Raw genomic sequence first — 22,921 nt, 5'->3', positions numbered from 1 at the left:
GCGCGAATTCGGTCTGAAACGAAAGCAGCCCCGCGCCAGCGGGGCTGCTTTTTCATGATGCAGGCGACGTTGATTTGGCGGGCGATCAGTAAGCGTTCTCGCCTTTCAGCAGCGCCAGCGGCGTCTTCAGCAGGATGAAGAGGTCGAACAGCACCGACCAGTTCTCGATGTAATACAGATCGAACTCGACGCGCTTCTGGATCTTCTCCTCATTGTCGATCTCGCCGCGCCAGCCGTTGATCTGGGCCCATCCGGTGATGCCGGGCTTGACCCGGTGGCGGGCGAAATAGCCGTCGACCGCCTCGTCGAACAGCTGGCTCTGCAGCTTGCCCTGCACCGCATGCGGTCGGGGGCCGACCAGCGACAGGTTGCTCTTGAACACCACGTTGAACAGCTGCGGCAGTTCGTCGAGGCTGGTCCTGCGGATGATGCGGCCGACCCGGGTGACGCGCTTGTCGTTCTTGGTGACGACCTTGGCCGCGAGCGGATCGGCCTGGTCGTGATACAGCGAGCGGAATTTGAACACGTCGATGCGCTCATTGTTGAAGCCGAACCGCTTCTGTCGGAACAGCACCGGGCCGGGGCTGTCGAGCTTGATCGCCAGCGCCACCAGTGCCATCACCGGCGACACCGCCAGCAGGATCAGCGCGCCGACGATGTGGTCGAACAATCGCTTCATCACCTGATCCCAGTCGGTGATCGGGGCCTCGAATACGTCGAGCGTCGGCACTGTGCCCAGATAGGAATAAGCGCGCGGCCGAAACCGCAATTTGTTGGTGTGGGCGGAGAGCCGGATGTCGACCGGCAGCACCCACAGTTTTTTCAGCATCTGCAGAATGCGGGTCTCGGCCGAGATCGGCAGCGCGAACAGCACCAGGTCGACACGGGTGCGGCGGGCGAATTCGACGATGTCATCGATCTTGCCGAGCTTCGGAACGCCGCCGCAAGTCTCGAGCGCGCGGGCATCGTTGCGGTCATCGAACACGCCAAGAATGCGCAGATCGGAATCGTCGTCTTCCTTGAGCGCCTCGATCAGCTTCTCGCCGTTCTCGTCGGAGCCGACGATGATGGTGCGGCGGTCGAGCCGGCCCTCGCGCCCCCAGCGCCGCACCATGCCGCGCAGGACCATCCGTTCGCAGATCAGCGCGGCCAGCCCGACGATGAAGAAGGACGACAGCCAGATTCGCGAGATTTCGCCGCCGAGCTTGGCGAGGAACGAGGCGCCGATGAATAGCAAAAACACGAACGACCACGCTGAAATCATCCGCGTCATTTGCCGCAGCGTGCCGCGGAACACCTGAACCTGGTAGATATCGGCGGCCTCGAAGCACACCAGTGCGGTCGCGGTCATGCCGAAGATTGCGGCGATGTAGTTCCAGTTGAAGCCTTCGTTGCGGGCCACATAGGCCAGATATACCGAGACGCCGATCAACGCGATCAGCACGGCATCGGCAAGGCGCACAAGGCCGCCGATGACGATCGGCGAATAGGCCGAGCGCACTTTCTGATTGGTCACGGCCAGCGCTGCCGGCGACAGGCGCCGGCGCCGTTCGACTATCGGAGGGTTGGCTTTGGTGGTCGAGGCGTCCGTAATGATGGCGCGCGCGTTGATTGGTTCCACGTCACTCACCGTTGTCGCGCAGAGATGTCGCCCCGCGGGTCAAATGGATTGCCCTCGCGGAATAGCGGAAAAATCGCAATAAAGCGTTATCGCGGCAAGAAACGGTTAACGTCCTGCGAAGGCGTCGCGATAGCCCGCCAGCACGCCTTCGACCATCGATCTTTGCGAGAAATTCTGGAAAATCCGCTCGCGTAGCAGTCCTGCGCGCTCGGTCGCGGCGGCCACATTGTCGCGCGCATGGGCGATCGCGCCGGCCATCGCGACGGGGTTGCCGGGCGGGAACAAGGCGTCATCATAGGCGCCGAAGATCTCCGGAATGCCGCCAACATTGGCCGCCACCATCGGGATGGCCGCGGCGGCCGCCTCGATCACCACATAGGGCATCGAATCGCCGCGTGAGGGCACCACCAGCAACCGGCCATGGGAGAATCCGACGCGCGCCTTGACGTGGCCGATGAAGCGCACCGCGTCGGTCAGATCGAGCCGCGCGACCTGCGCCTTCAGCGCCGCGGACTCCTCGCCGTCGCCTGCCAATGTCAAGGTCAACGGCCTGCCTTCGGCGCGCAGCCGCGCCACCGCGTCGACCAGAATATCGGCGCCTTTGATTTGGCGAAACTCGCCGACATAGACGATGTCGGAGGCGTCGTCCGCGACCGTGACCGGATCGAATTCACCGGCGGTGACGCCGTTGAAGACGCAGCGCACCAGCCCGGCGGGAGAGCCGATCATGCGCTGATAGGTGTTGAGCGCGAAGGCGCTCTCGAACAGAAAGAGTTCGGTGCGGTTCATCAGCAGCCGTTCCATGCGGCTGTACAGCGCGCCTTTCAGGGTGCTGGTCGCATAATGCAGCGAGCCGCCATGCGGGGTGTAGACCCGAATGGTGCCGTTCGGGATCGGGATCAGCCGTGTGAACACGCCGGCCTTGGCACCGTGCCCATGCAGTACGTCCGGCTTCAGGTGGTTGATCAGCCGGGCGAAACGCCCCCACACCAGCGTGTCGGACAAGCTCGGCTCGCGCAGAATCGGCATCCGGTGAACGCCGAGTGACAGTCGCGGCGCAATCTCGGCCAAAGCGGCGTCGGCGCGCTCGCCGCCGGTCAGGCTGTCGGCAATGATTCCGACATGGTGGCCGCGATCGGCCTGTCCATTGGCCAGATCGAGAATATGCCGGATGATGCCGCCAACCGGGGCGCGAACCGCATGGAGGATGCGACGCGGTGTATCGGGATCGGGATTCATGCTCAGAACCAGCGCTCGCCGACCATCACGGTGTCGCCGGGGCTGAGCGGGGTGCCGAGCGGAACCGCGGCGCGCACCGAGCTTGCGCCCTCTGGATGGGTGAGGATCACGCTGTCACGCTTGGCGCGCGGCGAGAACCCGCCGGCGATCGCCACCGCGCTCTCGACGCTCATATTCGGCACATAGGGATATTGCCCGGGGGCGGCGACCTCGCCGAGAATGAAGAACGGCCGATAGGAATCGATCTCCACCGCGACCGAGGGATCGCGAATGAAGCCATTGCGCAGGCGGCCGGTGATCGCAGCGGCGAGGCCCGAAGGGGTGCGACCGCGTGCCGGCACCGCGCCGATCAGCGGCATGGTGATCGTGCCGCCGGGGCCGATCGTGTAGGTATTGGTGAGGCCTTCCTGACCGTAAACCACGACCCGCAGCCGGTCGCCGGCGTCGAGCTGGTAGTCCGGTCCATAGGCCGCGCCCGGGCGCGGGCTCGCCGCATAGGCCATCGAATCCAGCTCGCCTGGCCGGGAGATCATCGCGGTCGGCCCCGAACGCATGCAGCCGGCCAGCGCCAGCGTGGCCAACAGACTGAGGATGATGGCGCGGTGGCGTTGCATCGAGGATTTCCTGACGAGGACAGATGCAGTTAAAGGGTTTTACCGTTAATAAACAGTAAGTTTGTCGATCGGTAGTGTGATGACATCTGGATGGGCGAGCAAATTAACCGGGTAGCAACCTTAATCGTTTGTAATCGGCCCCGCTGGAGAAATCGTCGCGTCAAGTGGGAGTGTGCAATGCGGTTGGCGTTTTGGCGTAAAGGTGAGAGCTCCGAACCGCGCAAGGCGTCGTCCGCCGATGTCACGCCCACGGCTAAGGCTAAGGGCAAAGTCGCGAAAGCACCGAAACCGAAGGCGCCGCCGAAGACCGACGTGAAGGCGGTGCCGGCTGCTGTCGCCTCCGCCAATGGCGATGTCGATCTTCGCCTCATCACCCAGGCGCTGGCCCGCAAGAAGCATCTGATCATCGGACCGACGCTGCTAGCGCTGGTGATCTCGCTCGCCGCCGTCAACCTGATCACGCCGCGCTACAAATCCGAGGCCCGCATCCTGATCGATGGCCGCGAGAATGTGTTCCTGCGGCCGAATGGCCAGCGCAATGACGAGCGCAACGCGCTGGACCCGGAAGCCGTCACCAGCCAGGTGCAGCTGCTGCTGTCGCGTGATCTGGCGCGCGAAGTCATCGCCAAGAACAAGTTGGCCGAGCGTCCGGAATTCGATCCGGTGCTGCGGGGAATCTCGCCGTTGAAATCGCTGCTGGCGCTGTTCGGGATCGGCCGTGATCCGTTCTCGATGACGCCGGAAGAGCGGGTGCTCGATGCCTATTTCGATCGCTTGACCGCCTACGCCGTCGATAAATCCCGCGTGGTGGTGGTCGAATTCCAGTCGCGCGATCCGAAACTGGCGGCGCAGGTCGCCAATTCGATTGCCGATGGTTTCCTGGCCCTGCAGCAGGCGGCGCGGCAGGAGCAGGCCAAAGCGGCCGGGCAGTGGCTGTCGGGCGAGATCGACAGCCTGCGCAAGAAGGTCGACGAGGCCGAATCGCGGGTCGAGGACTTCCGCTCGAAATCGAGCCTGTTCATCGGAACCAACAACACCTCGCTGTCGAACCAACAGCTCGGCGAGCTGAACACGCAGTTGAACAATGCGCGGGCGCTGAAATCCGACGCCGAATCCAAGGCGCAGATGATCCGCGGCATGTTGCAGAGCGGCCGACCGATCGAAGCCTCGGAAGTGATGAACTCTGAGCTGGTGCGGCGGCTGACCGAACAGCGTGTGACGCTCAGCGCGCAGCTCGCCGAGCAATCCTCGACGCTGCTCGACGGCCATCCGCGGATCAAGGAGCTGAAGGCGCAGCTGGCGAATCTCGACCGGCAATTGCGCGACGAGGCCAGCAAGATCTCGCGTTCGCTCGACAATGACGCCCGGATCGCCGGCAGCCGCGTCGAGGGGCTCAGCGCCAGCCTGGATCGGCTGAAGCAGCAGGCGACCTCGAGCAACGGCGACGACGTCAAGCTGCGCGCGCTCGAGCGCGAGGCCAAGGCGCAACGCGATCTGCTCGAATCCTATCTGGCGAAATATCGCGAGGCGACCACCCGCGAGACCATCGACGCCGCGCCCGCCGACGGCCGCATCATCTCCCGTGCCATCGTCTCCAATACGCCGGCCTATCCGAAGAAGCTGCCGATCGTGCTGATCGTCACGCTGGCCACCTTGATGCTGACGGCGGGCAGCATCGCGACCGGCGAATTGCTGCGCATGACCCAGCCGCGCGGCCGCCCGCTCGGGGACAACGCCGTCGCGCTCGCGCCGACTCCGGTCGTCGCCGCGCCGCCGGTCGCACCCGAGATCGAGGCGGAACTCGCCGCGCCCGCGCTGCGCGACACCCATCCTGAACTCGGCGCGCCGGTCGGTGAAATCGAGATTCTGGCGCAGCAATTGCGCGCCGAGGGCGACGGCGCACGCAAGGTCACGGTGCTGGGCACCGGCACGACTGAAAACGTCACCCTGACCGCGCTGACCCTGGCGCGTCTGCTGGCGCGGCACGCCAAGGTGGTGCTGGTCGATCTGTCGGAATCCTCGGCGACGCTGAGCGCGGTGGCGGTGGATTCGACCGCTCCGGGACTGGCCGAGTTGATGCAAGGCGAAGCTTCGTTCGGGCAGGTCATCACCAAGGACCGGATGTCGAGCCTGCATCTGGTCGGTGCCGGACGGCCCGGCTTCGATCGCTCGCTGCTGCAATCGCCGCGGCTGACGCTGGCGCTCGACGCGTTGCAGCGGGTCTATGATCTGGTGCTGCTCGATGCCGGCACCGCGGCCGATCTGCCCGCCGAATTGCTGACCGCCCAAGCCCGCGCCGTCGTGGTGCCGGATCCGGCGATGCAAGACGAGGCCCGCAACCAGATGGCCGAGCAGCTCAAGGCGGTCGGTTTCTCGAGCGTGACGATGATCAGCAAGCCGTCGCAGCCGGGCGACGCGGGCGAGCCGGAAACCCGGACCGTGGCGGCCTGAGAGCCCGACCTGAGGAGCGCTTCGGCATCAGGTCTCAATTGCGTCGCCGTCGGACGGCGCTGCGCGCTGGCTTCGGCTCGCAATGACGAATTTGGGACTGATTTAGGGAATTTCTCAGTCAGCCTCTGAGGCCGCGCGATTTGGCGCGTCTGAGCGCCGCAATGCCGTGCGTAGGCGCTGGGCGAACTGCATCAGGGCAGGGGTCTGCTTGACCATCCGCTTGGCGCGGGCAAAGGAGGCGAGCGCGCCGGCGGCGATGCTGCCGCGCATGTTGAGCCCGATGTAACTGTCGAACACCGGCTCCAGATCCTTGCAGAACAGCAGCTTGTAGTCGTCCGAGCCGATGCCGAGATCGAGCGCGCCGTAGCCGCGCGCGGCGAAATGATCGATGATATGTCGCATCAGGATCAGGCCGGGGCTGTAGCGGGCATTCTCCGACAGCGTGTAGGTATTGAACATCATCGAAAACCGATGACCGTCGTCGACGCCGGCGAACAGCGCGATCACCTCGTCGTCGCATTCCAGCGCGTGAATATCGATGGCACGGCCGCCATTGGTCAGCGCCACGGAGCAGCTGGTGCGAATGAAATCCGCGACGCCGGGGTCGGCGAATACGTTGGGCAGATTCTGCGCCGCCATCCGCAGCGGCTTGGTCTTGAAGAAGGCGTCGAGCAGACGCGTGATATCCGGCTGATCCCCCGCAACGCAGTAGCGATAGCCGGCCAGCGCCTGCAGCTTGCGTTCCTTGCCCTTCAGCCGTCGGCGAAACGAATTGCTGACCAGCGACGTGGCCGGGGCGTCAGGCGGCATCGTCAGCACCGGACAGTCATTGACCGAATCCTGGTGCGGCAGCAACGCCATCGGGTTCGGTTGCCCGCGCCAGCGCAGCGGCTGCTGGGTCAGCGCCAGCACATCGGCGCCGCCGGCCTGGTCGCGCAACAGCTCGATCAGCGTGTGGATGTCGGCGGAGCTGGCGGACTGGGCGAAATCGCGCCGCCACAGCGGCATGTTGAATGTGGTGTGTTTGCCGCCAAGAAACCGGGCGATGCCGACGCCACGGCGGCGCTGCAGTGCGAGCGGCAGCAGCAGCAGCGGCCGGCTTTCGGCGTCCGAGGCCACCACGATGAACGGGGTCAGCGCCTCGCTGGCGCCGACGTAACGTTGCCAGGCGCTGAGCAGATCAAAGCGCTGATACGGCGTCGACAGTTGCTCGGGCTGTTCGAGCGCGCGCCAGATCGGCTCCGCCGCGGCGAGGTCGCGAATGATATCGACGCGCGCAATCCGGATCCGCGGCGACGATGATGCCGACAAGGAAGATGCCGACAATGAAGCATTGGCGTCCACCGTCGGGCTCTCGATCAGAGTGGCCGTCATCGCCATTGCGGTACTCACATATTATTTACATTTTTCGTGGTGGGCGAACCTTTGCAAAGAAATGTCAACAAAGAGTAATGACAATGCGCCAGCGGGGATCGACGCGGGGCGTCGCGAGGGGCTTGGCGTTGGCATTGAGGAACCGAATCTGGGCCGCTGCGCGGCAGCTGGCCTATTTCAGCGGGGTGTCGCGCCTGGTGGAGCTGGCCGGCGGGGGCGCCGGTGCGATCCTCCGAATCCGGCGGGTGCGCCCGGCGCGCAAGGAGCGCTTTCAACCGCTGAAATCCAGCGAAATCACGCCGCAGGCCCTCGATCGCTTGATCAGGGCGATCAGGCGCTGGCATTGCGAGGTGATTCCGCTTGAGGAGGTTTGCGCGCGGATCGCGCATCCGGGCCCGGCCGGGCGCTTTGTGTGCCTCACTTTCGACGGCGCTGATCGCGACCTGATGGCATTCGCCTATCCGGTGCTGTCGCGGCACCGCGTCCCGTTCACGGTCTATCTGCCAACCGCGTTTGTGGACGGGGTCGGCGAAGCGTGGTGGCTCGCGCTCGAACAGGTGATCGCCGCCACTGACCGCGTCGCGCTGCTGATCGATGACGTCGAACGGCGGTTCGATACGACGTCGGTCGCGGACAAAGTTCAGGCCTATCATTATCTGGACGGCTGGCTGCGGTCGCTGCCGCCGGCCGAGCTGTCGGCGGCGATCAACGATCTGTGCAAGCGCTACGCGGTCGATCTGGCGCAAGTGTCGCGCGAGGCGGCGCTAAACTGGGACCACATTGCGACGCTGGCCGCCGATCCCAATGTCAGCTTCGGCAGCGCCACCGTGAACTACCCGATCCTCGCCAATCTGGACGATTCCGCCGCGCAAAAGGAAATCATCATGGGGCGGGCCGTGGCGCGCGCGGCGCTGGGCCGCGAGGTCGCCCATTTCGGCTATCCGTTCGGCGATCGTGGTTCGTTCAACGCTCGCCATGTCGGCATTGTCGCGCAGGCCGGCTTTGCCAGCGCCGTCACCGCGCTGCCCGGCACGATCGGGCGCAAGCCGGTGGAGCTGCACGCCTTGCCCAGGGTGACCTGGGACGGGCGAGGGCGCTCGCTGCGCGCGTTGCGGGTGATGCTGTCGGGGCTGTGACGAGGTGTGCGCCGTCAGCGCGCGGCGCCGGGGCTCAATCGGTCATTCGGATTGCGCGTCAGGCCGCGACATCCAGCTGATGATCGGCATCGCCGGCAGCACCCAGCCAAGGCCCGCGATGACATAATAGGCGGCTTGCAGCCATCCCGAATCCGCCAGGACCGGGGCCTGTGCGACCGCCATCGCCACCAGTGACCACACGATCACAAGCACCAGCAGGGCGATGGTTCCAAATAGCTTCCGGGTCCGGATGGTCATGGCCGTTCACGTGCTCGTTGCTGGCGTTCGCAACGCCTTGCGCGTGGGAACGGCGGGACTATAAGGTGCGCGGAAATTCATTCAAGGTATGCTTTATGACCGCTGCCGCGGAGCTCCGCACCTCCCGCGTCCGCGCCGTTCGGTTCTGGCTGGCGACGGTCGCGGCGCTGATCGCCCTGATGGTGCTGGTCGGCGGCGCCACCCGGCTCACCGAATCCGGGCTGTCGATCGTGGAGTGGAAGCCGGTCACCGGCGCGCTGCCGCCGCTGACCCAGCAACATTGGATCGACGCCTTCGAGGCCTACAAGACCATTCCGCAATATCGCGAACTCAATGCCGGCATGAGTCTGGCGCAATTCAAAACCATCTTCTGGTGGGAATGGAGCCACCGGCTGCTCGGCCGGGTTATCGGCATCGCGTTTCTGCTGCCGTTCCTGTTCTTCATCTGGCGCGGCGCGCTCGGCACCTCGCTGAGGCGGGCGCTGTGGGTGATCTTCGGGCTCGGCGCGCTGCAGGGCGCGGTCGGCTGGTGGATGGTGGCGTCCGGGCTGTCGCAGCGCGTCGAGGTGTCGCAAGTCCGGCTGGCGACGCATCTGGTGCTGGCACTGTTCATTTACGCCGCGATCGTCTGGACGCTGCGGCGGTTGCGTGAGCGAGCGCCGATCGTCGCCGCGGCACGGCTGAAATTCACCGCGATGGCGCTGCTGGTGCTGACCTTCGTGCAATTGTATTTCGGCGGACTGGTCGCGGGCCTGCGCGCCGGCAGGATGTACAATACCTGGCCGCAGATCGACGGCGCGCTGATCCCCGATGCCGCGCGGCTGTGGTTCGAGCAGCCGTGGTGGAAGAACCTGTTCGACAATCATCTCACCGTGCAGTTCGATCACCGCATGCTGGCCTATGCGTTGTGGACCTTGGCGCTGCTGCACGCGATCGATGCCATACGATCGCATGCCGGCGAGGTGGCGCGCGGCGCCATCGCACTGTTCGTCGCGCTGACGCTGCAGGCCGTGCTCGGCATCCTGACGCTGCTGCATCAGGTGCCGATCGACCTGGCGCTGACGCATCAGGCGATGGGCATCGTGGTGCTGACGCTGGCGGTGATGCAGGTCGAGCGGCTGAGCGCACCGCAGGCCGCTACCGCGATGCCGCCCGCGGCGCTGCCGGCGGGGCAGCGGGGCTAGTCCGGCGGGGCGTCTGCCGGGATCGGCGTTGACGGGCGGCTGCGGCGGCGCTCGACATAGGCCGCAAGCGCCGGCGTCAGGAATGCGATCGGCCATATGAATTTCGGAAAACGAGGATCGATCAGGCTGACGCCGAGCGCCACAACGAACAACAGCAGCGAGAATATCGGTGTGATCAGCGTCGGCCAGTCCCGGCGCCGCACCGCCGCGATGGTCCACAGCGTGGTGTTGAACAGCGCGATCAGCAACAGATTGGCGCTGTACAGGATGGTGACATTCCGCGCCTCGAAATTGTTGCCGTACAGGCCGCAGGTCACCGGCAGCAGCACGATCGACAGCAGGAAGAGCAGATTGAGAATCACCTCGCCGCGGGTGGCATGGCTGGCATAGGCCAGCCGCTGCTGGTGGCTCATCCAGAACATCCCGGCTACGATGAAGCTGAGCAGCAGGGTCGAGCCGAAGGCGCCGTAGACGCGCCAGAGCTCGTGCCACTGCGGATCGGCACCGACGAATTTTTCGCGCGGCGCCTGATAGGCCAGCAGCGTCATCGCGACGCCGAAGATGGTATTGCTGAGCTGCTCCAACCGCCGCAGCTCGATCTGACCGATGCTCATCGCCGTGTTCCGGTCCGCGCTGGTGGTCAGCCGCCGAGCGCCTGCGCGAGATCGGCGATCAGATCTTCCTTGTCCTCGATCCCGATCGACAGCCGCACCACATTGGGCGCCGCGCCGGCGGCAGTCTTCTGGGCGTCGTCGAGCTGGCTGTGGGTGGTCGAGGCCGGATGGATCACCAGCGAGCGGGTGTCGCCGACATTGGCCAGATGCGAGAACAGCTTCAGATTCGACACCAGCGCCACGCCGGCATCGTAGCCGCCCTTGAGGCTGAAGGTGAACACCGCGCCGGCACCCTTCGGCGCATATTTGCGCGCGAATTTGTTGTAGGGGCTCGCCGGCAGGCCGGCATAATTCACCTCCGCCACCGCCGCATGGGTGGAGAGGAATTCGGCGACCGCCTTGGCGTTGTCGCAATGCTTCTGCATCCGCAGCGGCAGCGTCTCGATCCCGGTCATGATCAGGAAGGCGTTGAACGGCGACAGCGCCGGGCCGAGGTCGCGCAGGCCGAGCACCCGGCAGGCGATCGCGAAGGCGAAATTGCCGAACGTCTCCTGGATCTTGATGCCGTGATATTCCGGCCGCGGCTCGCTCAGCATCGGATATTTGTTGTCCTTCGACCAGTCGAAGGTGCCGGCGTCGACGATGATGCCGCCCAGCGAATTGCCGTGGCCGCCGAGGAATTTGGTCAGCGAATGCACCACGATGTCGGCGCCGTGGTCGATCGGGCGGATCAGATAGGGCGTCGCCAGCGTGTTGTCGACGATCAGCGGTACGCCGGCATTGCGGGCGACTTCGGCGATTGCCTCGATGTCGGTGATGCTGCCGGAGGGATTGGCGATTGATTCGATGAAGATCGCCTTGGTCTTCGGTGTCACCGCGCGGGCGAAGCTCTCCGGATCGTCCGGATCGGCCCACACCACGTTCCAGCCGAAGCTCTGGAAGGCGTGCTTGAACTGGTTGATCGAGCCGCCATAGAGTTTGCGCGCCGCGATGAATTCGTCGCCGGGCTTGAGCAGCTGCTGGAACACCACCATCTGCGCGGCGTGGCCGGATGCGGTGGCGAGCGCTGCGGTGCCGCCTTCGAGCGCCGCGACGCGCTCTTCCAAGACCGCCGTGGTCGGGTTGGTGATGCGGGTATAGATGTTGCCGAAAGCCTGCAGACCGAACAAGGACGCGGCGTGATCGGCGTCGTTGAACACGAACGAGCTGGTCTGGTAGATCGGCGTGACCCGAGCGCCGGTGGTGGGATCGGGCTGCGCGCCGGCATGGACGGCGAGGGTGGCAAAGCCGGGGGTACGTTCGGTCATTTTAGCTCCGTATCGAAAGAAAGAATTCAGCGGTTCGTTGCGGCGGATGCTGATCGTAGCGATCTGCGCAGTCAAGCGGGCGACGGCGCCGTGGCTCAATAGAAATCGCATTGCTGCGCGCGCGTCACATCCGGCAAGACTATGCTGCGGATCGGCGCAATCAGACGGGATCGTTCTTCGCGCGCGCCGCACGATCCGACATCACCGTGTTGCCGCCGGCGACGCTGGCGCGATTCAGCGACAATCGCATCCCCTGGGTCGGCACCGGACCGCGCTTGGCGCTGATGGTGCGGGAATTGACGCCCATCCAGGAAATCTCCGACGACAGCCGGCCATATTCGATCTTGGGGCAGCGGTTCATCACCACCTTGAGGCCGGCGGCTTCGGCCTTGGCGGCGGCTTCGTCGTCGCGGGCGCCGAGCTGCATCCAGATCACCTTGGGCAGCGGCGCCAGCGTCAGCGCCTCGTCGAGCAGCGGCGCGATATGTTCGGAGCTGCGGAAGATGTCGACCATGTCGACCGGCCGATCGATGTCGCGCAGCGATGCCACGAAGGGTTTGCCGAGCAGACTCTTGCCCAACTGACCGGGGTTCACCGGAATCATGTCGTAGCCGCGCTCGGCGAGATATTTGAACGCGAAATAGCTCGGCCGCACATTCTGTGGCGAGGCGCCGACCATCGCGATGGTCTTCACGCTGCTGAGAATCTCGCGGATGTAATCGTCGGGATAAGAGTCGTGGTTCATCGGATGATCCAATTGCTGAGCCCTCATCCTCGAGACGCGGCCAGAGGCCGCTCCTCAGAGTCTCACTCTAAAAGGGATCAATAGAATGAGGCCTTCAAGGTCGTCATTGCGAGGAGCTCTTGCGACGAAGCAATCCAGTCTGTGCCTGGCGCCCCTGGATTGCTTCGCTTTCAGACGGCGCGATGCGCCGTCCTCGGCTCGCAATGACGAAATCCAGTTGTTTTCATTAGCTTCTTTTTCAGTGAGACTTTCAGGATGAGGCCGCGGTATCGACGCCGCGTCAGCGATCCTTCCATTGCGGCGTCCGCTTGGCGATGAAGGCGCCGATGCCTTCCTCGGCATCCTCCGCCATCATGTTCTGCGTCATCACCTGCGAGGCATACAGATAGGCGTCGGCCAGGTTCATTTCCGCCTGGCGGTAGAACGCCGCCTTGCCGATCTTGACGGTGTGGGCCGACTTGCCGGCGATTGTCCGGGCGAGCGCGATTGCGGCGTCGCGTTCGGTGCCGGCCGGCACCACGCGGTTGATCAGGCCGATGTCGCGCGCCGTGGCGGCGCTCACCGGCTCGCCGGTGAGCAGCATATGCATCGCGTGCTTGCGCGGCACGTTGCGGCTCAGCGCCACCATCGGCGTCGAGCAGAACAACCCGATATCGACGCCGGGCGTCGCGAAAGTCGCCTGCTCGGAGGCGAGCGCGAGATCACAACTGGCCACCAGCTGGCAACCGGCTGCGGTGGCGACGCCCTGCACGGCGGCAATCACTGGCTCCGGCAGATTGACGATCGCCTGCATCATCGCACTGCAGGCAGTCATGATCCGGGCGAAGGAGGCCTGGCCGCGGTCGGCGTCGTTGCGATGGGCCGACAATTCCTTCAGATCGTGGCCGGCCGAAAACGCCGATCCATTGGCGGCGATCACCAGCGCGCGCACGCCGTCGTCACGTCCGATCAGGTCCAGCGCGGCGTGCAGCTCGCCGATCAATTCCAGCGACAGGCTATTGCGCGCCGCCGGGCGATTGAGCGTGAGCACCGCGACGCCACCTTCGATGGTTTCGCGCAGCAGAATCGGAGGTTGCGAGGCGGTCGCGGTGGCGGGCAGGGCATTCATGATCAATCCGGGGCGAGAATCCAATGCTGGGAACGGCTGTCACCTTATTGTAACAAGCGTCATCAGGCGAGCGTGGGGGCGTGCGACATGGACATTGTGAAGACGATGGCGAATGCGAAGATGAGCGTAGCCGAACTCGAGAAGTTTTTGCATATCGAGTTTCCTCAGGCCTTCAGCAGCGGCGACATTTCGATCGAGACCGCAGACGGTTCGACCAGCCTGCTGCGGCAGCGCTACAGCGAGCAGATGCTGCGTCCGGGCGGCACCGTGTCGGGCCCGACGCTGATGGCACTGGCGGATTTCGCTATGTATGTCGTGCTGTTGTCGGCGATCGGGCCGGTCGGACTGGCGGTCACCACCAATCTCAACATCAATTTCCTGCGCAAGGGCCTGCCCGGCCAGGACGTGCTGGCGGCGGCGCGGCTGCTCAAACTTGGCAAGCGGCTAGCGGTCGGCGAGGTGACCCTGCTGTCGGGCACGTCGGCGGACCCGATCGCGCACGTGACTTCCACCTATTCCATTCCGATCGTTGGATGATTTCCGAGGTAATATCCTACCGTAATCGCAAGTCTTTGATTTTATAAGATTAAAGAGGCTGCTCCGGGATTGACGCGGGGCGCGGCCTTATCTAAAAGCTCGTCTAGTCCGGTGCGTCAGCGCCGAATTCCCCCTTTTCACGGATAACCTCACATGAAGACGTTTTCGGCAAAGCCCGCCGAGGTCACGAAGAAGTGGATCGTCATCGACGCCACGGGCCTCGTGGTCGGCCGGCTCGCCACGCTGGTCGCGAACCGACTGCGCGGCAAGCACCTTCCGACCTATACGCCGCATGTCGACTGCGGCGATCATGTCATCATCGTCAACGCCGCCAAGGTGGTGCTGACTGGTCGCAAGCGCGACAACAAGATGTACTACAACCACACCGGCTTCATCGGCGGCATCAAGGAACGGTCCGCGAAGTCGATCCTGGAAGGGCGCTTTCCGGAGCGCGTGGTCGAGAAGGCGATCGAGCGCATGATTCCGCGCGGGCCGCTCGGCCGCGTCCAGTTCGGCAATCTGCGCGTCTATCCCGGGGCGGAGCATCCGCACGAGGCCCAGCAGCCCGAACCACTCGACGTCGCCGTAATGAACCGCAAGAACATGAGGGCCGCATAAGATGTCCGATACCATGCAGTCCCTCGAGGAACTGTCGTCGCTGAAGGTTTCCGCGCCCGACGCTCCGAAATACGACAAGAAGGTCGATAAGCTCGGCCGCGCCTATGCCACCGGCAAGCGCAAGGACGCGGTCGCCCGGGTCTGGATCAAGCCGGGCGCCGGCAAGATCATGGTCAACGCCCGCGAAGTCGAAGTCTACTTCGCCCGCCCGGTGCTGCGGATGATGATCCAGCAGCCGCTGGTCGCCGCCGCGCGTGCCGGCCAGTACGACGTGATCTGCACCGTCGCCGGTGGTGGTCTGTCGGGGCAGGCGGGCGCGGTGCGCCACGGCATCTCCAAGGCTCTGACCTATTTCGAACCCGACCTGCGCGGCGTTCTGAAGAAGGGCGGCTTCCTCACCCGCGACAGCCGCGTGGTGGAGCGCAAGAAGTACGGCCGCGCCAAGGCCCGCCGTTCGTTCCAGTTCTCCAAGCGCTAATCAGCCTGGTCTGGACTATCAAAGGGCGCCCCCACGGGCGCCCTTTTTCGTGGGTATTTGCACGGCAATTGATGCGAGTTTTCTCGAAAAATCGCCGCTTTGCGACAACCGGATTTCAATCCGTCGCCGGTAATTTCATCATTCGCAGAAGGCACTTCCACCGCAGCGCGACGTTGGAATCGGTCTGCAATGGAAATCGCCGGGACTGCTATGTCGCTTGATCTTTCGACGCTTTATCTGGTCGCGACGCTGGTGGGCGCGCTGCTTGGCTGCCTGCTGTTATATTTCGGCCGGCAGGAACGCATTTTGGCCCTGGCCTGGTGGGGCTGCGCCTATCTGCTCGGCTCGGCCTCGATCGCGCTGTGGGTCGTGCTGGGTCACGCGCTCGGCAACATCATCGCGCTGGCAATCGGTTTTGTAGCGTGCGGAATGGTGTGGAATGCAGCGCGGGTATTCCACGGCTGTCGGCCGAATTGGCCGGGGCTGTTTCTCGGCGCCGTCGCCTGGCTGGCCGCGATCGTGAGCCTGCCGGCCGAAGCGGCGACAACGCAGGTGACGATCGGCGCCGTGATCGTGGCGATCTATGTGGTACTGACGGCGAGCCAGCTTGCCGCCGAACGCCGTAAGGCGATGCGGCGGCGCTGGCTGACGGTCGTGGTTCCGCTGTTGCACGGCGTCGTGCTGTTATTGCCAATCCTGCTGGGCGACCTGCTATGGCCGCATGATGAAGGCTTCACCCGCAGCGCCTGGGTGACGGCGTTCGCGATCGAACTGATTCTCTACGCGGTCGGCACCGTGTTCGTGATCTTCATGCTGGTGTCCGAGCGCACGGTGCGGGCGCACAAGGCCGCGGCCTCGGTGGATCCCCTGACCGGCATGTTCAACCGCCGCGGTTTCGCAGAGGCGACGTCGCGGATGATCGCGCGCGAGGCCAAGGCCGGGCGCCCGGTGACGGTGATGATTTTCGACATCGACCACTTCAAATCGGTCAATGATCGGTTCGGTCATCCGGCCGGCGATGAAGTCCTCAAGATGTTCTCGGCGATCGTCACCAACACCCTGCGGACCACCGATCTGTGCGGCCGGATCGGCGGCGAGGAATTCGCGGCGTTGCTGCCGTGTTCGATCGACGAGGCGGTGATCGCGGCCGAACGCGTCCGCGCGGCGTTCGAAACCAGCGGCATCAGCGTCGACGACACGCCGATCACCACCACGGTCAGCATCGGCGTCGCCAGCGCCGCGCCCCTCACCGAACTCGACGTATTGCTGGCGGCGGCCGATACCGGGCTGTACCAGGCCAAGCGCAGCGGTCGCAACCGCGTGGTGGCGGTGGGAGATGAGCTGGCTCCGACCGCCGTCGGACCGACGCCGGAGGCTCCGGTGATAGGTGCCTCGCCGCAGCGGGTGGTTCGCCGCATCGTGGTGTCGGGCGAGGTCTGTCCGTAGCGCGCAGACGACACAGCGCGCCAGCTTCGGGCACCGGTCCGTCCACATAGTGGACGAATATTACAATTTTGGATAATAGCTAGACATAGCGCTGTGGCTCGCCTCATTATTGGCTATGAGCTTTTTTGCCCGCGCGTCGTTTCAGCATCCGCCCTCGGCCGAACTCGTGCTGGCGCAATCGGCCGGTGACGCGGCTTTCGCCACCACGCTGGCCAAGGGGCTGGTGGTGCTTGAGGCGTTCGATGCCGGCTCGGCGCTGCTCGGCAATGCGGAACTCGCCGCCCGCACCGGGATTCCGCGGCCGACCGTGGCGCGGCTGACGCATACGCTGGCCGAACTCGGCTATTTGCGTCACGATCCCGAGCTTGGCAGATACCGGCTCGGCGCACGGGCGCTGCGGATGGCTCACCCGTTGCTCGCCGGGATGCGGTTTCGCCAGGTTGCCCGACCGCTGATGCAGGACCTGGCGCAAAGCGTTCGCGGCACGGTGTCGATCGGCATGCTCGATGGCACCGCGGCGATCTATGTCGAGACCGCGCGATCGGGCGACCTCGGCGCGCATGTGCCCGACATCGGCATGCCGATTCCGGTGGTCCTAACCGCGATGGGGCGGGCCGCAGCGGCGACCTTGCCGGCGGCCGAGGCCGTGCTGTTGGCGCAACGCTTGGCGGCCGACGATGCCGAGTTGTGGGCGGCCTGCGGCGACAACTACCGCGCCGGCCTTCGCCAATGCGCGCAGCGCGGCTTCTGCAGCTGTCCGGGTGAGTTTATGGCGGCGATTCACGCGGTCGCCGCGCCGCTGTTTCACGCCCGAGGCCAGCAACAAGCCTTCGCCATCAATTGCGGCATCCCGGCCTACCGGCTGCGCTCCGGACAACTCGAGTCCGAGATCGGCCCGCGGCTGCGGGCCCTTGCCGACACGATCCGCGGCCTCGTCGACGACGTCTAGCCGCGGCAGACGCCCACTGGAAAAACAAAAAACAGCAGGAGAAACGCGATGAGAGGCACTTTTCTAAATCTGACGGCGGCTGCCGCCTTGGCGATGGCGCTGTCGGTTTCGGCCGCAGCTGCGCAGAAAAAATACGACCCCGGCGCCACCGACACCGAGATCAAGGTGGGGCAGACGGTGCCGCTGAGCGGACCCGCCTCGGCCTACGCCACGATCGGCAAGGCTCAGGCGGCCTATATGAGGATGATCAATGAGCAGGGCGGCATCAATGGCCGTAAGATCAACCTGATCCAGTACGACGACGCCTACAGCCCGCCGAAGACCGTCGAGCAGGTGCGCAAGCTGGTCGAGAGCGATGAGGTGCTGCTGACGTTCCAGATCATCGGCACCGCACCCAACGCCGCGGTTCAAAAATATCTCAACGTCAAGAAAGTGCCGCAGCTGTTCGCCGCCACCGGCGCCGCAAAATTCACCGACCCCAAGCACTACCCATGGACCATGGGATTCAATCCGAGCTACTTCGTCGAGGGCCGGATCTACGGCCAATATATTCTAAAGGAGCATCCGAACGCCAAGGTCGGCGTGCTCTACCAGAACGACGACCTCGGCAAGGACTATCTCAACGGTCTCAAGGCCGGCCTCGGCGACAAGGCCGCCAAGATGATCGTCGCGGAGACCTCCTACGAGCTTTCCGAGCCGACCATCGATTCACAGATCCTCAGGATCCGGGATGCCGGCGCCGACCTGATCTTCAGCGCCGCGACGCCGAAGCAGGCCGCGCAGGCGATCAAGAAGATCGCCGAACTCGGCTGGCACCCGGTGCACATCCTCGACATCAACGCCTCGTCGGTCGGCGCAGTGATGAAGCCGGCCGGGCTCGAGGCCTCCAAGGGCGTGATCAGCGTCGGCTATGTCAAGGATCCGGCCGATCCGTCGATGAAGGATGATCCCGGCGCGCAGCGCTATCATGCCTTCATGGCGAAGTACTATCCCGACGGCGATGCGGGTTCCAGCTTCAACGTCTATGGCTACATCACCGCGCAGTTGCTGGTGCATGTGCTGCAGCAATGTGGTGACGACCTCACCCGCGCCAATGTGATGAAGCAGGCTACCCATATGACCAATGTGGCGCTCGACATGCTGCTGCCGGGCATCAGCATCACCACGACGCCGACGGACTATCGCGTCAACAAGCAGTTCCAGATGGCGCGGTTCAACGGCGAGGGTTGGGAGCGGTTCGGGCCGATCATCGCCGACACCGCGAAAGAGTAGACCATGGACGCAGCCGGCGGCGCGCGCGGCGCCGGCTGCTTCATTTGTGCGGCGGAATGGGCTAAGAGGCGAGATCCTCGCACAAAGGTCTACGCGCATGATCACCGAAATCGCCCAGATCGACATCAAGCCCGGCAGCGAAGCCGAATTCGAAGCCGCGGTCGGCAAGGCCCGCGCCGCGTTCGGCCGATCCAAGGGCTTTTGCGGATTCGAATTGCACCGCGGAATCGAACAGCCGCAACGCTACCGGTTGATGGTGAAGTGGGAGACGCTGGAAAACCACACGGTGGATTTCCGCGGATCGGAAAGTTTTGCCGAATGGCGCGGCCTGGTCAGCGCGTTCTTCGCAGCGCCGCCGGAGGTCGAACACACCAACACGGTGCTGACCTCGGCGACCTGACGGCGCGGCGTCACGCCGTGGCGCCGTCGGGCTCCTCGGCCGGCCGCAGATGGTTGATCACCACTTTGGCGATCGCCATCAGCGGCAGCGCCAGCGCCAAGCCCCATAGGCCGAACACGGTCCCGAGCAGGATCTGGGTCGCGAACAGCGTCGCCGGCGGGATATCGATCGCCTGGCGCTGGATCAGCGGGGTCAGGATATAGCTTTCCAGCCCGTGCACGCCGAGAAACAGCGCAAAGGCGCTCAGCACCGCGATCCAGCCCGAGGCGATCGCGGCCAGCACGATAATCAATCCGCCCAGGATGGCGCCGACGGTCGGAATGAAGGCCAGCAGACCGGCCTGGATGCCGAGGATGAACGCGCCCGGAATGCCGATGATGGTGAGGCCAATCGCGGTGACGGCGAACACCACGAACATGGTGATCATCTGCGCCAGCAGCCAGCGCTGCAGCATCTCGCCGGTGTCGTCGACGATGGCGGAGATCTGCGGCCGCAGCCGCTGCGGCGCGGTGCGGATCAGGCCGGCGCGGTAGATCCCCGGTTGGGCGGCAAAACATAGGCCCAGGAAGATCACGATAAAGAAATTGCCCACCGCGCTCACGGTGCCGAGGATCAGCTTCAAGGTCTGGCTGACGATAGCGCCGCCACCCGACGCGATCGCGCCCGCGCTCGGCAGATTGCTACGCTGCTGAACGCCGCCGGAATGGTCGGTCGAGGTTGGCGTCGTCGATGCCGCCGTCCCGAGCTCGAGGAAGCTGGTGTCGACGCCGTGCAGCTCGAGAAAGCCTTTGACGTTGACGATCTGCGATTTGATCGTCGTGCTGAGCAGCGCGGCCTGATCGGCGATGGTATTGCCTCCCAGCACCACGATTCCGGAAAACAGCCCGGTCAGCAGCACGCCGACCAGCGCCAGCCGCAAGCCCTGCGGGCCGCCGATCACGCGGCCGACCAGTTCGGTGATGGCGCTCAGGAACACCCCGAACAGGATCCCGGCAAAGATCAGAAACAGCGTGGCGGCGAAATACCAGGAGGCATAAAGCAAGGCCGCGAAGCAGATTGCGGCGATGCCGCCGATGGCGATCGCCGTGGCCAGGTCGTTGCGAGCCGCGGTCCGGTCTTGTGCTGAACTGGTCACGTGCGATCCTTTTCGATTCGCAGCGAGTGTTCCGTCAAACGCGCCGCAAGGGCAAGCATCTGGCGCCAGCCGGTGCGAGCAGCTCGCATCATGGTGGAGCAGGGTGACTAAATCGCAACGTTTGATTCACCACCTCGGGCATCACCCCATTTTCGCCGCCTTCCGGCTGCGATATGTTCAGATCTTGGTGGCGATGTGGGCGGCATCGGGGCTGCGGCTGGTTCGTCCGCAATGGGCAACCAACCGATTGAATGATATTTGGGGATTCATGGGGATTCGCGAACAAGACTCGTTGGGCCGCGCGGCGCGCGCTGTCGCGATGATGGGCGCCTGTCTGGCACTCGCCAATTGCGCGCAATCGGGCCAATTCAGCCGGGTCGACCCGAAATACGGCGTCTCCAGCAGCCCGCGTGTGGTCGGATTCGGCGAGCCGGTGCCCAAGGGCGGCGGCACCTATCGGGTCGGTAAACCCTATACGGTGGCCGGGCGGGTCTATGTCCCCAAGGAAGATCCCAACTATCGCGCCGAGGGCCTGGCCTCTTGGTATGGCGACGATTTCCACGGCCGGCTGACCGCCAATGGCGAAGTGTTCGACATGACGTCGCTGACTGCGGCGCATCCGACCATGCCGATTCCGAGCTATGCCCGCGTCACCAATCTGGCTAACGGCAAGTCGCTGATCGTCCGGGTCAACGATCGCGGGCCGTATCATGGCAACCGGGTCATCGACGTCTCCAACCGCGCCGCGACTCTGCTCGAATTCAAGGGCAAGGGCATCGCCCATGTGCGGGTCGAATATGTCGGCCGCGCGCCGCTGGAGGGCTCCGACGACCGCATGCTGGTCGCGACCTTGCGCACCGGCCAGCCGGCGCCGTCGCCGTCGGCCGTGCGGGTCGCGTCGGCGAACTCGTTCGTGCCGGAATTCCCGAGCCGGGGACGGGCGCTGCGCGGCGACGTGCCGACTCCCGAAGGACGCCCCTATACGCTGGGCAATAACGCCGTGGATGTGGCCTCGATCAACGCCACTTCGGAAATCTCGGCATCGCGCAGTTCGCGATCGGCGGGTCACCAGCTGATCAATCCGCGCGCGGTGTCCTACCAGACCGTCGGCCTTGTGGCGAAGCCGGCCGCCCCGATGGTGACGGCGGCGGCTTACGCACCGGTGCAGAAGGATCAGATCGGCGACCTGCTGACCGGCCGCGGGCTGTATTAGGCAAAGCGCGGAATAGTTCGCGATTTGCGCGCTGCTGGCGAAGCCCGCCGTTACGCTGGAACTTGAACCGCGCTGCGTGCCCCGGAATAATCGCGAGTCTGATCAAGTGGGGCAGCCGGAATGGCCGGAACGATCGATCGAAGATCGACCATCCATCCCCTTAATGATGGCGATTTCGCCGATGCGCCCGTGAGCGATGCGCCCGCGGTCGATGCGAACGTGCCGCGGGTCCGGCATAAAACGGGTTGACCAAGCACTCCGCCGCTCGCCCGGATGCCGACGCCTGGCATTGCGGAATCGAGGTATAGGCGCACTCGTCGTAATAATCGGCGAAGCCCTGATAGATCCGCAGACAGACCGGATAGTCCCGCGCCAGCAGCGCCGAGGGGAAGGCAAGCACCCCGAGCAAAACCACAAAAGCGATACGCATTGATACCTCCATTCGACCAATTCGGTCGGGCCACCGCCTCGACGCAACGCCAACAAACCAGCACCGTTCCGGAAAACCGCAACCGCAAGCAAACTATCCTGCGGATCAGTCGCGGCGGTGCCGACGCTGGTGGCGAATCCGCGGCGCCGGCTCAACATAAGCCTCAAAATACGGATTGGCATCGCAATAGGCCAGCCGTCCCGAGGCCGTCGCCTGACACTGCGCATAGGTCATGAAGCTGCAGTCGCCCAGCGTCTGGTCATAGTTCTGTCCCTTGATGCAGAACGGGTAGTCCCTTGCTTCGGCCGGCGTCGTGTCCAGCGCCGAAACGGCGCCGAGCGCCAGCAACGCAAAAAGTGCAGCACGCATCTTATCCTCCGCTCGGCTATCGCCGAATCTGACGTCCAAACCCGACCAAGCCGCGCCTGATGCGCCGCGTCAACTCACTTCGCCGCGCAGGAGCCATCGGCCTGGCGCCGGCCGGATTTACACTTTGTCAGCCATTCTCGGCGCGCACCAAAAGCCCGCTTGACTCCAGAACGAAGAGAGAACAATGTTCTCTTTATGTTCTAGGCCAGGGAGGTGGAAGATGTTGAAGACGTTCGTGGAAGAAGCGGCGGCGCTGGCGTCGATCGTGCTTTTCGTCGGAATGATCGCAGTCTGGGCGCAAGTCATTCCACAGCTCTAAAGTCCGTCGCTCGAGCGCGAGGTGACGGAAGGTCCCGGCGCGTCCCCTTGGGGATAAGCCGGCGCGTTCGGCCGCCGGGCCAGTTCTGCATGGACAGTGCCGGC

The 22,921-nt window shown here is 64.5% G+C and carries 23 protein-coding genes; 11 read left to right on the top strand and 12 right to left on the bottom strand.

Annotation, left to right across the window (positions count from 1 at the left end; translation table 11 throughout):
- Positions 1-85: 85 nt before the first annotated feature.
- From RBJ75_RS06490 to RBJ75_RS06480, 3 genes are all read right to left on the bottom strand, one after another.
- Entirely contained in the window at positions 86-1,621 is a 1,536-nt protein-coding gene (locus tag RBJ75_RS06490; RefSeq protein WP_044416187.1) for an undecaprenyl-phosphate glucose phosphotransferase, read from the bottom strand.
- Between the two features lie 105 nt (positions 1,622-1,726).
- A complete protein-coding gene (locus tag RBJ75_RS06485) occupies positions 1,727-2,860 on the bottom strand; it encodes a glycosyltransferase family 4 protein (protein WP_044416189.1) in 1,134 nt (377 codons plus the stop codon).
- A gap of 2 nt (positions 2,861-2,862) precedes the next feature.
- Complete coding sequence (locus RBJ75_RS06480) at positions 2,863-3,474, bottom strand: polysaccharide biosynthesis/export family protein (protein ID WP_276156190.1); 612 nt, start codon at positions 3,472-3,474, stop codon at positions 2,863-2,865.
- Between the two features lie 177 nt (positions 3,475-3,651).
- Between RBJ75_RS06480 and RBJ75_RS06475 the strand changes: the two genes are divergently transcribed.
- Entirely contained in the window at positions 3,652-5,925 is a 2,274-nt protein-coding gene (locus RBJ75_RS06475; protein ID WP_044413756.1) for a GumC family protein, read from the top strand.
- A gap of 114 nt (positions 5,926-6,039) precedes the next feature.
- Here the strand turns inward: RBJ75_RS06475 and RBJ75_RS06470 are convergent, their stop codons facing one another.
- The gene (locus RBJ75_RS06470) at positions 6,040-7,305 is read right to left on the bottom strand and encodes a GNAT family N-acetyltransferase (protein ID WP_044413758.1); all 1,266 of its coding nucleotides are present in this window, start codon (positions 7,303-7,305) and stop codon (positions 6,040-6,042) included.
- Between the two features lie 128 nt (positions 7,306-7,433).
- On the opposite strand from RBJ75_RS06470, the gene RBJ75_RS06465 reads away from it, so the two are divergent.
- A complete protein-coding gene (locus RBJ75_RS06465) occupies positions 7,434-8,435 on the top strand; it encodes a polysaccharide deacetylase family protein (protein ID WP_044413761.1) in 1,002 nt (333 codons plus the stop codon).
- Between the two features lie 42 nt (positions 8,436-8,477).
- Here RBJ75_RS06465 and RBJ75_RS06460 read toward each other — a convergent pair whose 3' ends face one another.
- Positions 8,478-8,693, bottom strand: a complete 216-nt coding sequence (locus tag RBJ75_RS06460) for a DUF2842 domain-containing protein (protein ID WP_044413764.1) — start codon at positions 8,691-8,693, stop codon at positions 8,478-8,480.
- Positions 8,694-8,788: 95 nt separating this feature from the next.
- Here RBJ75_RS06460 and RBJ75_RS06455 point away from each other — a divergent pair, with 95 nt between their 5' ends.
- A complete protein-coding gene (locus tag RBJ75_RS06455) occupies positions 8,789-9,877 on the top strand; it encodes a COX15/CtaA family protein (protein WP_044413767.1) in 1,089 nt (362 codons plus the stop codon).
- On the opposite strand, the gene RBJ75_RS06450 is transcribed toward RBJ75_RS06455, so the two are convergent.
- The 4 genes from RBJ75_RS06450 to RBJ75_RS06435 form a co-directional block, all read right to left on the bottom strand.
- Complete coding sequence (locus RBJ75_RS06450; protein WP_044413770.1) at positions 9,874-10,491, bottom strand: TMEM175 family protein; 618 nt, start codon at positions 10,489-10,491, stop codon at positions 9,874-9,876. The two genes, RBJ75_RS06455 and RBJ75_RS06450, sit on opposite strands and share 4 nt — an antisense overlap.
- A gap of 26 nt (positions 10,492-10,517) precedes the next feature.
- On the bottom strand, positions 10,518-11,798 hold the full coding sequence (locus RBJ75_RS06445; RefSeq protein WP_044413776.1) for an O-acetylhomoserine aminocarboxypropyltransferase: 1,281 nt from the start codon (positions 11,796-11,798) through the stop codon (positions 10,518-10,520).
- 160 nt (positions 11,799-11,958) lie between these two features.
- A complete protein-coding gene (locus RBJ75_RS06440; protein ID WP_044413773.1) occupies positions 11,959-12,543 on the bottom strand; it encodes a CoA-binding protein in 585 nt (194 codons plus the stop codon).
- A 280-nt stretch (positions 12,544-12,823) separates the two neighbouring features.
- Positions 12,824-13,651 carry an enoyl-CoA hydratase gene (locus RBJ75_RS06435; RefSeq protein WP_044403782.1) on the bottom strand — a complete coding sequence of 276 codons (828 nt, stop codon included), beginning with the start codon at positions 13,649-13,651 and terminating at the stop codon, positions 12,824-12,826.
- Between the two features lie 105 nt (positions 13,652-13,756).
- Between RBJ75_RS06435 and RBJ75_RS06430 the strand changes: the two genes are divergently transcribed.
- From RBJ75_RS06430 to RBJ75_RS06400, 7 genes are all read left to right on the top strand, one after another.
- Complete coding sequence (locus RBJ75_RS06430; protein ID WP_044403787.1) at positions 13,757-14,188, top strand: PaaI family thioesterase; 432 nt, start codon at positions 13,757-13,759, stop codon at positions 14,186-14,188.
- Positions 14,189-14,341: 153 nt separating this feature from the next.
- The gene (gene rplM / locus RBJ75_RS06425) at positions 14,342-14,806 is read left to right on the top strand and encodes a 50S ribosomal protein L13 (RefSeq protein WP_044403779.1); all 465 of its coding nucleotides are present in this window, start codon (positions 14,342-14,344) and stop codon (positions 14,804-14,806) included.
- A gap of 1 nt (position 14,807) precedes the next feature.
- Positions 14,808-15,284, top strand: a complete 477-nt coding sequence (gene rpsI, locus RBJ75_RS06420) for a 30S ribosomal protein S9 (protein WP_044403776.1) — start codon at positions 14,808-14,810, stop codon at positions 15,282-15,284.
- Between the two features lie 210 nt (positions 15,285-15,494).
- Positions 15,495-16,730, top strand: coding sequence for a sensor domain-containing diguanylate cyclase (locus RBJ75_RS06415; RefSeq protein ID WP_044403772.1), 1,236 nt, complete (start codon positions 15,495-15,497; stop codon positions 16,728-16,730).
- 115 nt (positions 16,731-16,845) lie between these two features.
- Positions 16,846-17,679, top strand: coding sequence for an IclR family transcriptional regulator (locus RBJ75_RS06410; protein ID WP_044403769.1), 834 nt, complete (start codon positions 16,846-16,848; stop codon positions 17,677-17,679).
- 48 nt (positions 17,680-17,727) lie between these two features.
- Positions 17,728-18,951: an ABC transporter substrate-binding protein gene (locus RBJ75_RS06405; protein WP_276156192.1), complete on the top strand. Its 1,224-nt coding sequence runs from the start codon at positions 17,728-17,730 to the stop codon at positions 18,949-18,951.
- Between the two features lie 97 nt (positions 18,952-19,048).
- Positions 19,049-19,351 carry an antibiotic biosynthesis monooxygenase family protein gene (locus RBJ75_RS06400; protein WP_044416673.1) on the top strand — a complete coding sequence of 101 codons (303 nt, stop codon included), beginning with the start codon at positions 19,049-19,051 and terminating at the stop codon, positions 19,349-19,351.
- Positions 19,352-19,361: 10 nt separating this feature from the next.
- Here RBJ75_RS06400 and RBJ75_RS06395 read toward each other — a convergent pair whose 3' ends face one another.
- A complete protein-coding gene (locus RBJ75_RS06395; RefSeq protein ID WP_044416671.1) occupies positions 19,362-20,486 on the bottom strand; it encodes an AI-2E family transporter in 1,125 nt (374 codons plus the stop codon).
- Between the two features lie 268 nt (positions 20,487-20,754).
- On the opposite strand from RBJ75_RS06395, the gene RBJ75_RS06390 reads away from it, so the two are divergent.
- Positions 20,755-21,699, top strand: coding sequence for a septal ring lytic transglycosylase RlpA family protein (locus tag RBJ75_RS06390; RefSeq protein WP_052629035.1), 945 nt, complete (start codon positions 20,755-20,757; stop codon positions 21,697-21,699).
- 160 nt (positions 21,700-21,859) lie between these two features.
- On the opposite strand, the gene RBJ75_RS06385 is transcribed toward RBJ75_RS06390, so the two are convergent.
- The gene (locus RBJ75_RS06385; protein ID WP_044416669.1) at positions 21,860-22,129 is read right to left on the bottom strand and encodes a DUF3551 domain-containing protein; all 270 of its coding nucleotides are present in this window, start codon (positions 22,127-22,129) and stop codon (positions 21,860-21,862) included.
- 105 nt (positions 22,130-22,234) lie between these two features.
- Positions 22,235-22,498, bottom strand: coding sequence for a DUF3551 domain-containing protein (locus RBJ75_RS06380; RefSeq protein WP_044416667.1), 264 nt, complete (start codon positions 22,496-22,498; stop codon positions 22,235-22,237).
- Between the last annotated feature and the right edge of the window lie 423 nt (positions 22,499-22,921).

The organism is Rhodopseudomonas sp. BAL398 (genome assembly GCF_033001325.1).
Taxonomy (GTDB): Bacteria; Pseudomonadota; Alphaproteobacteria; order Rhizobiales; family Xanthobacteraceae; genus JARJEH01.
The sequence above is the reverse complement of the archived record's forward strand: the minus strand, read 5'-3'. Positions and strand labels throughout refer to the sequence as shown.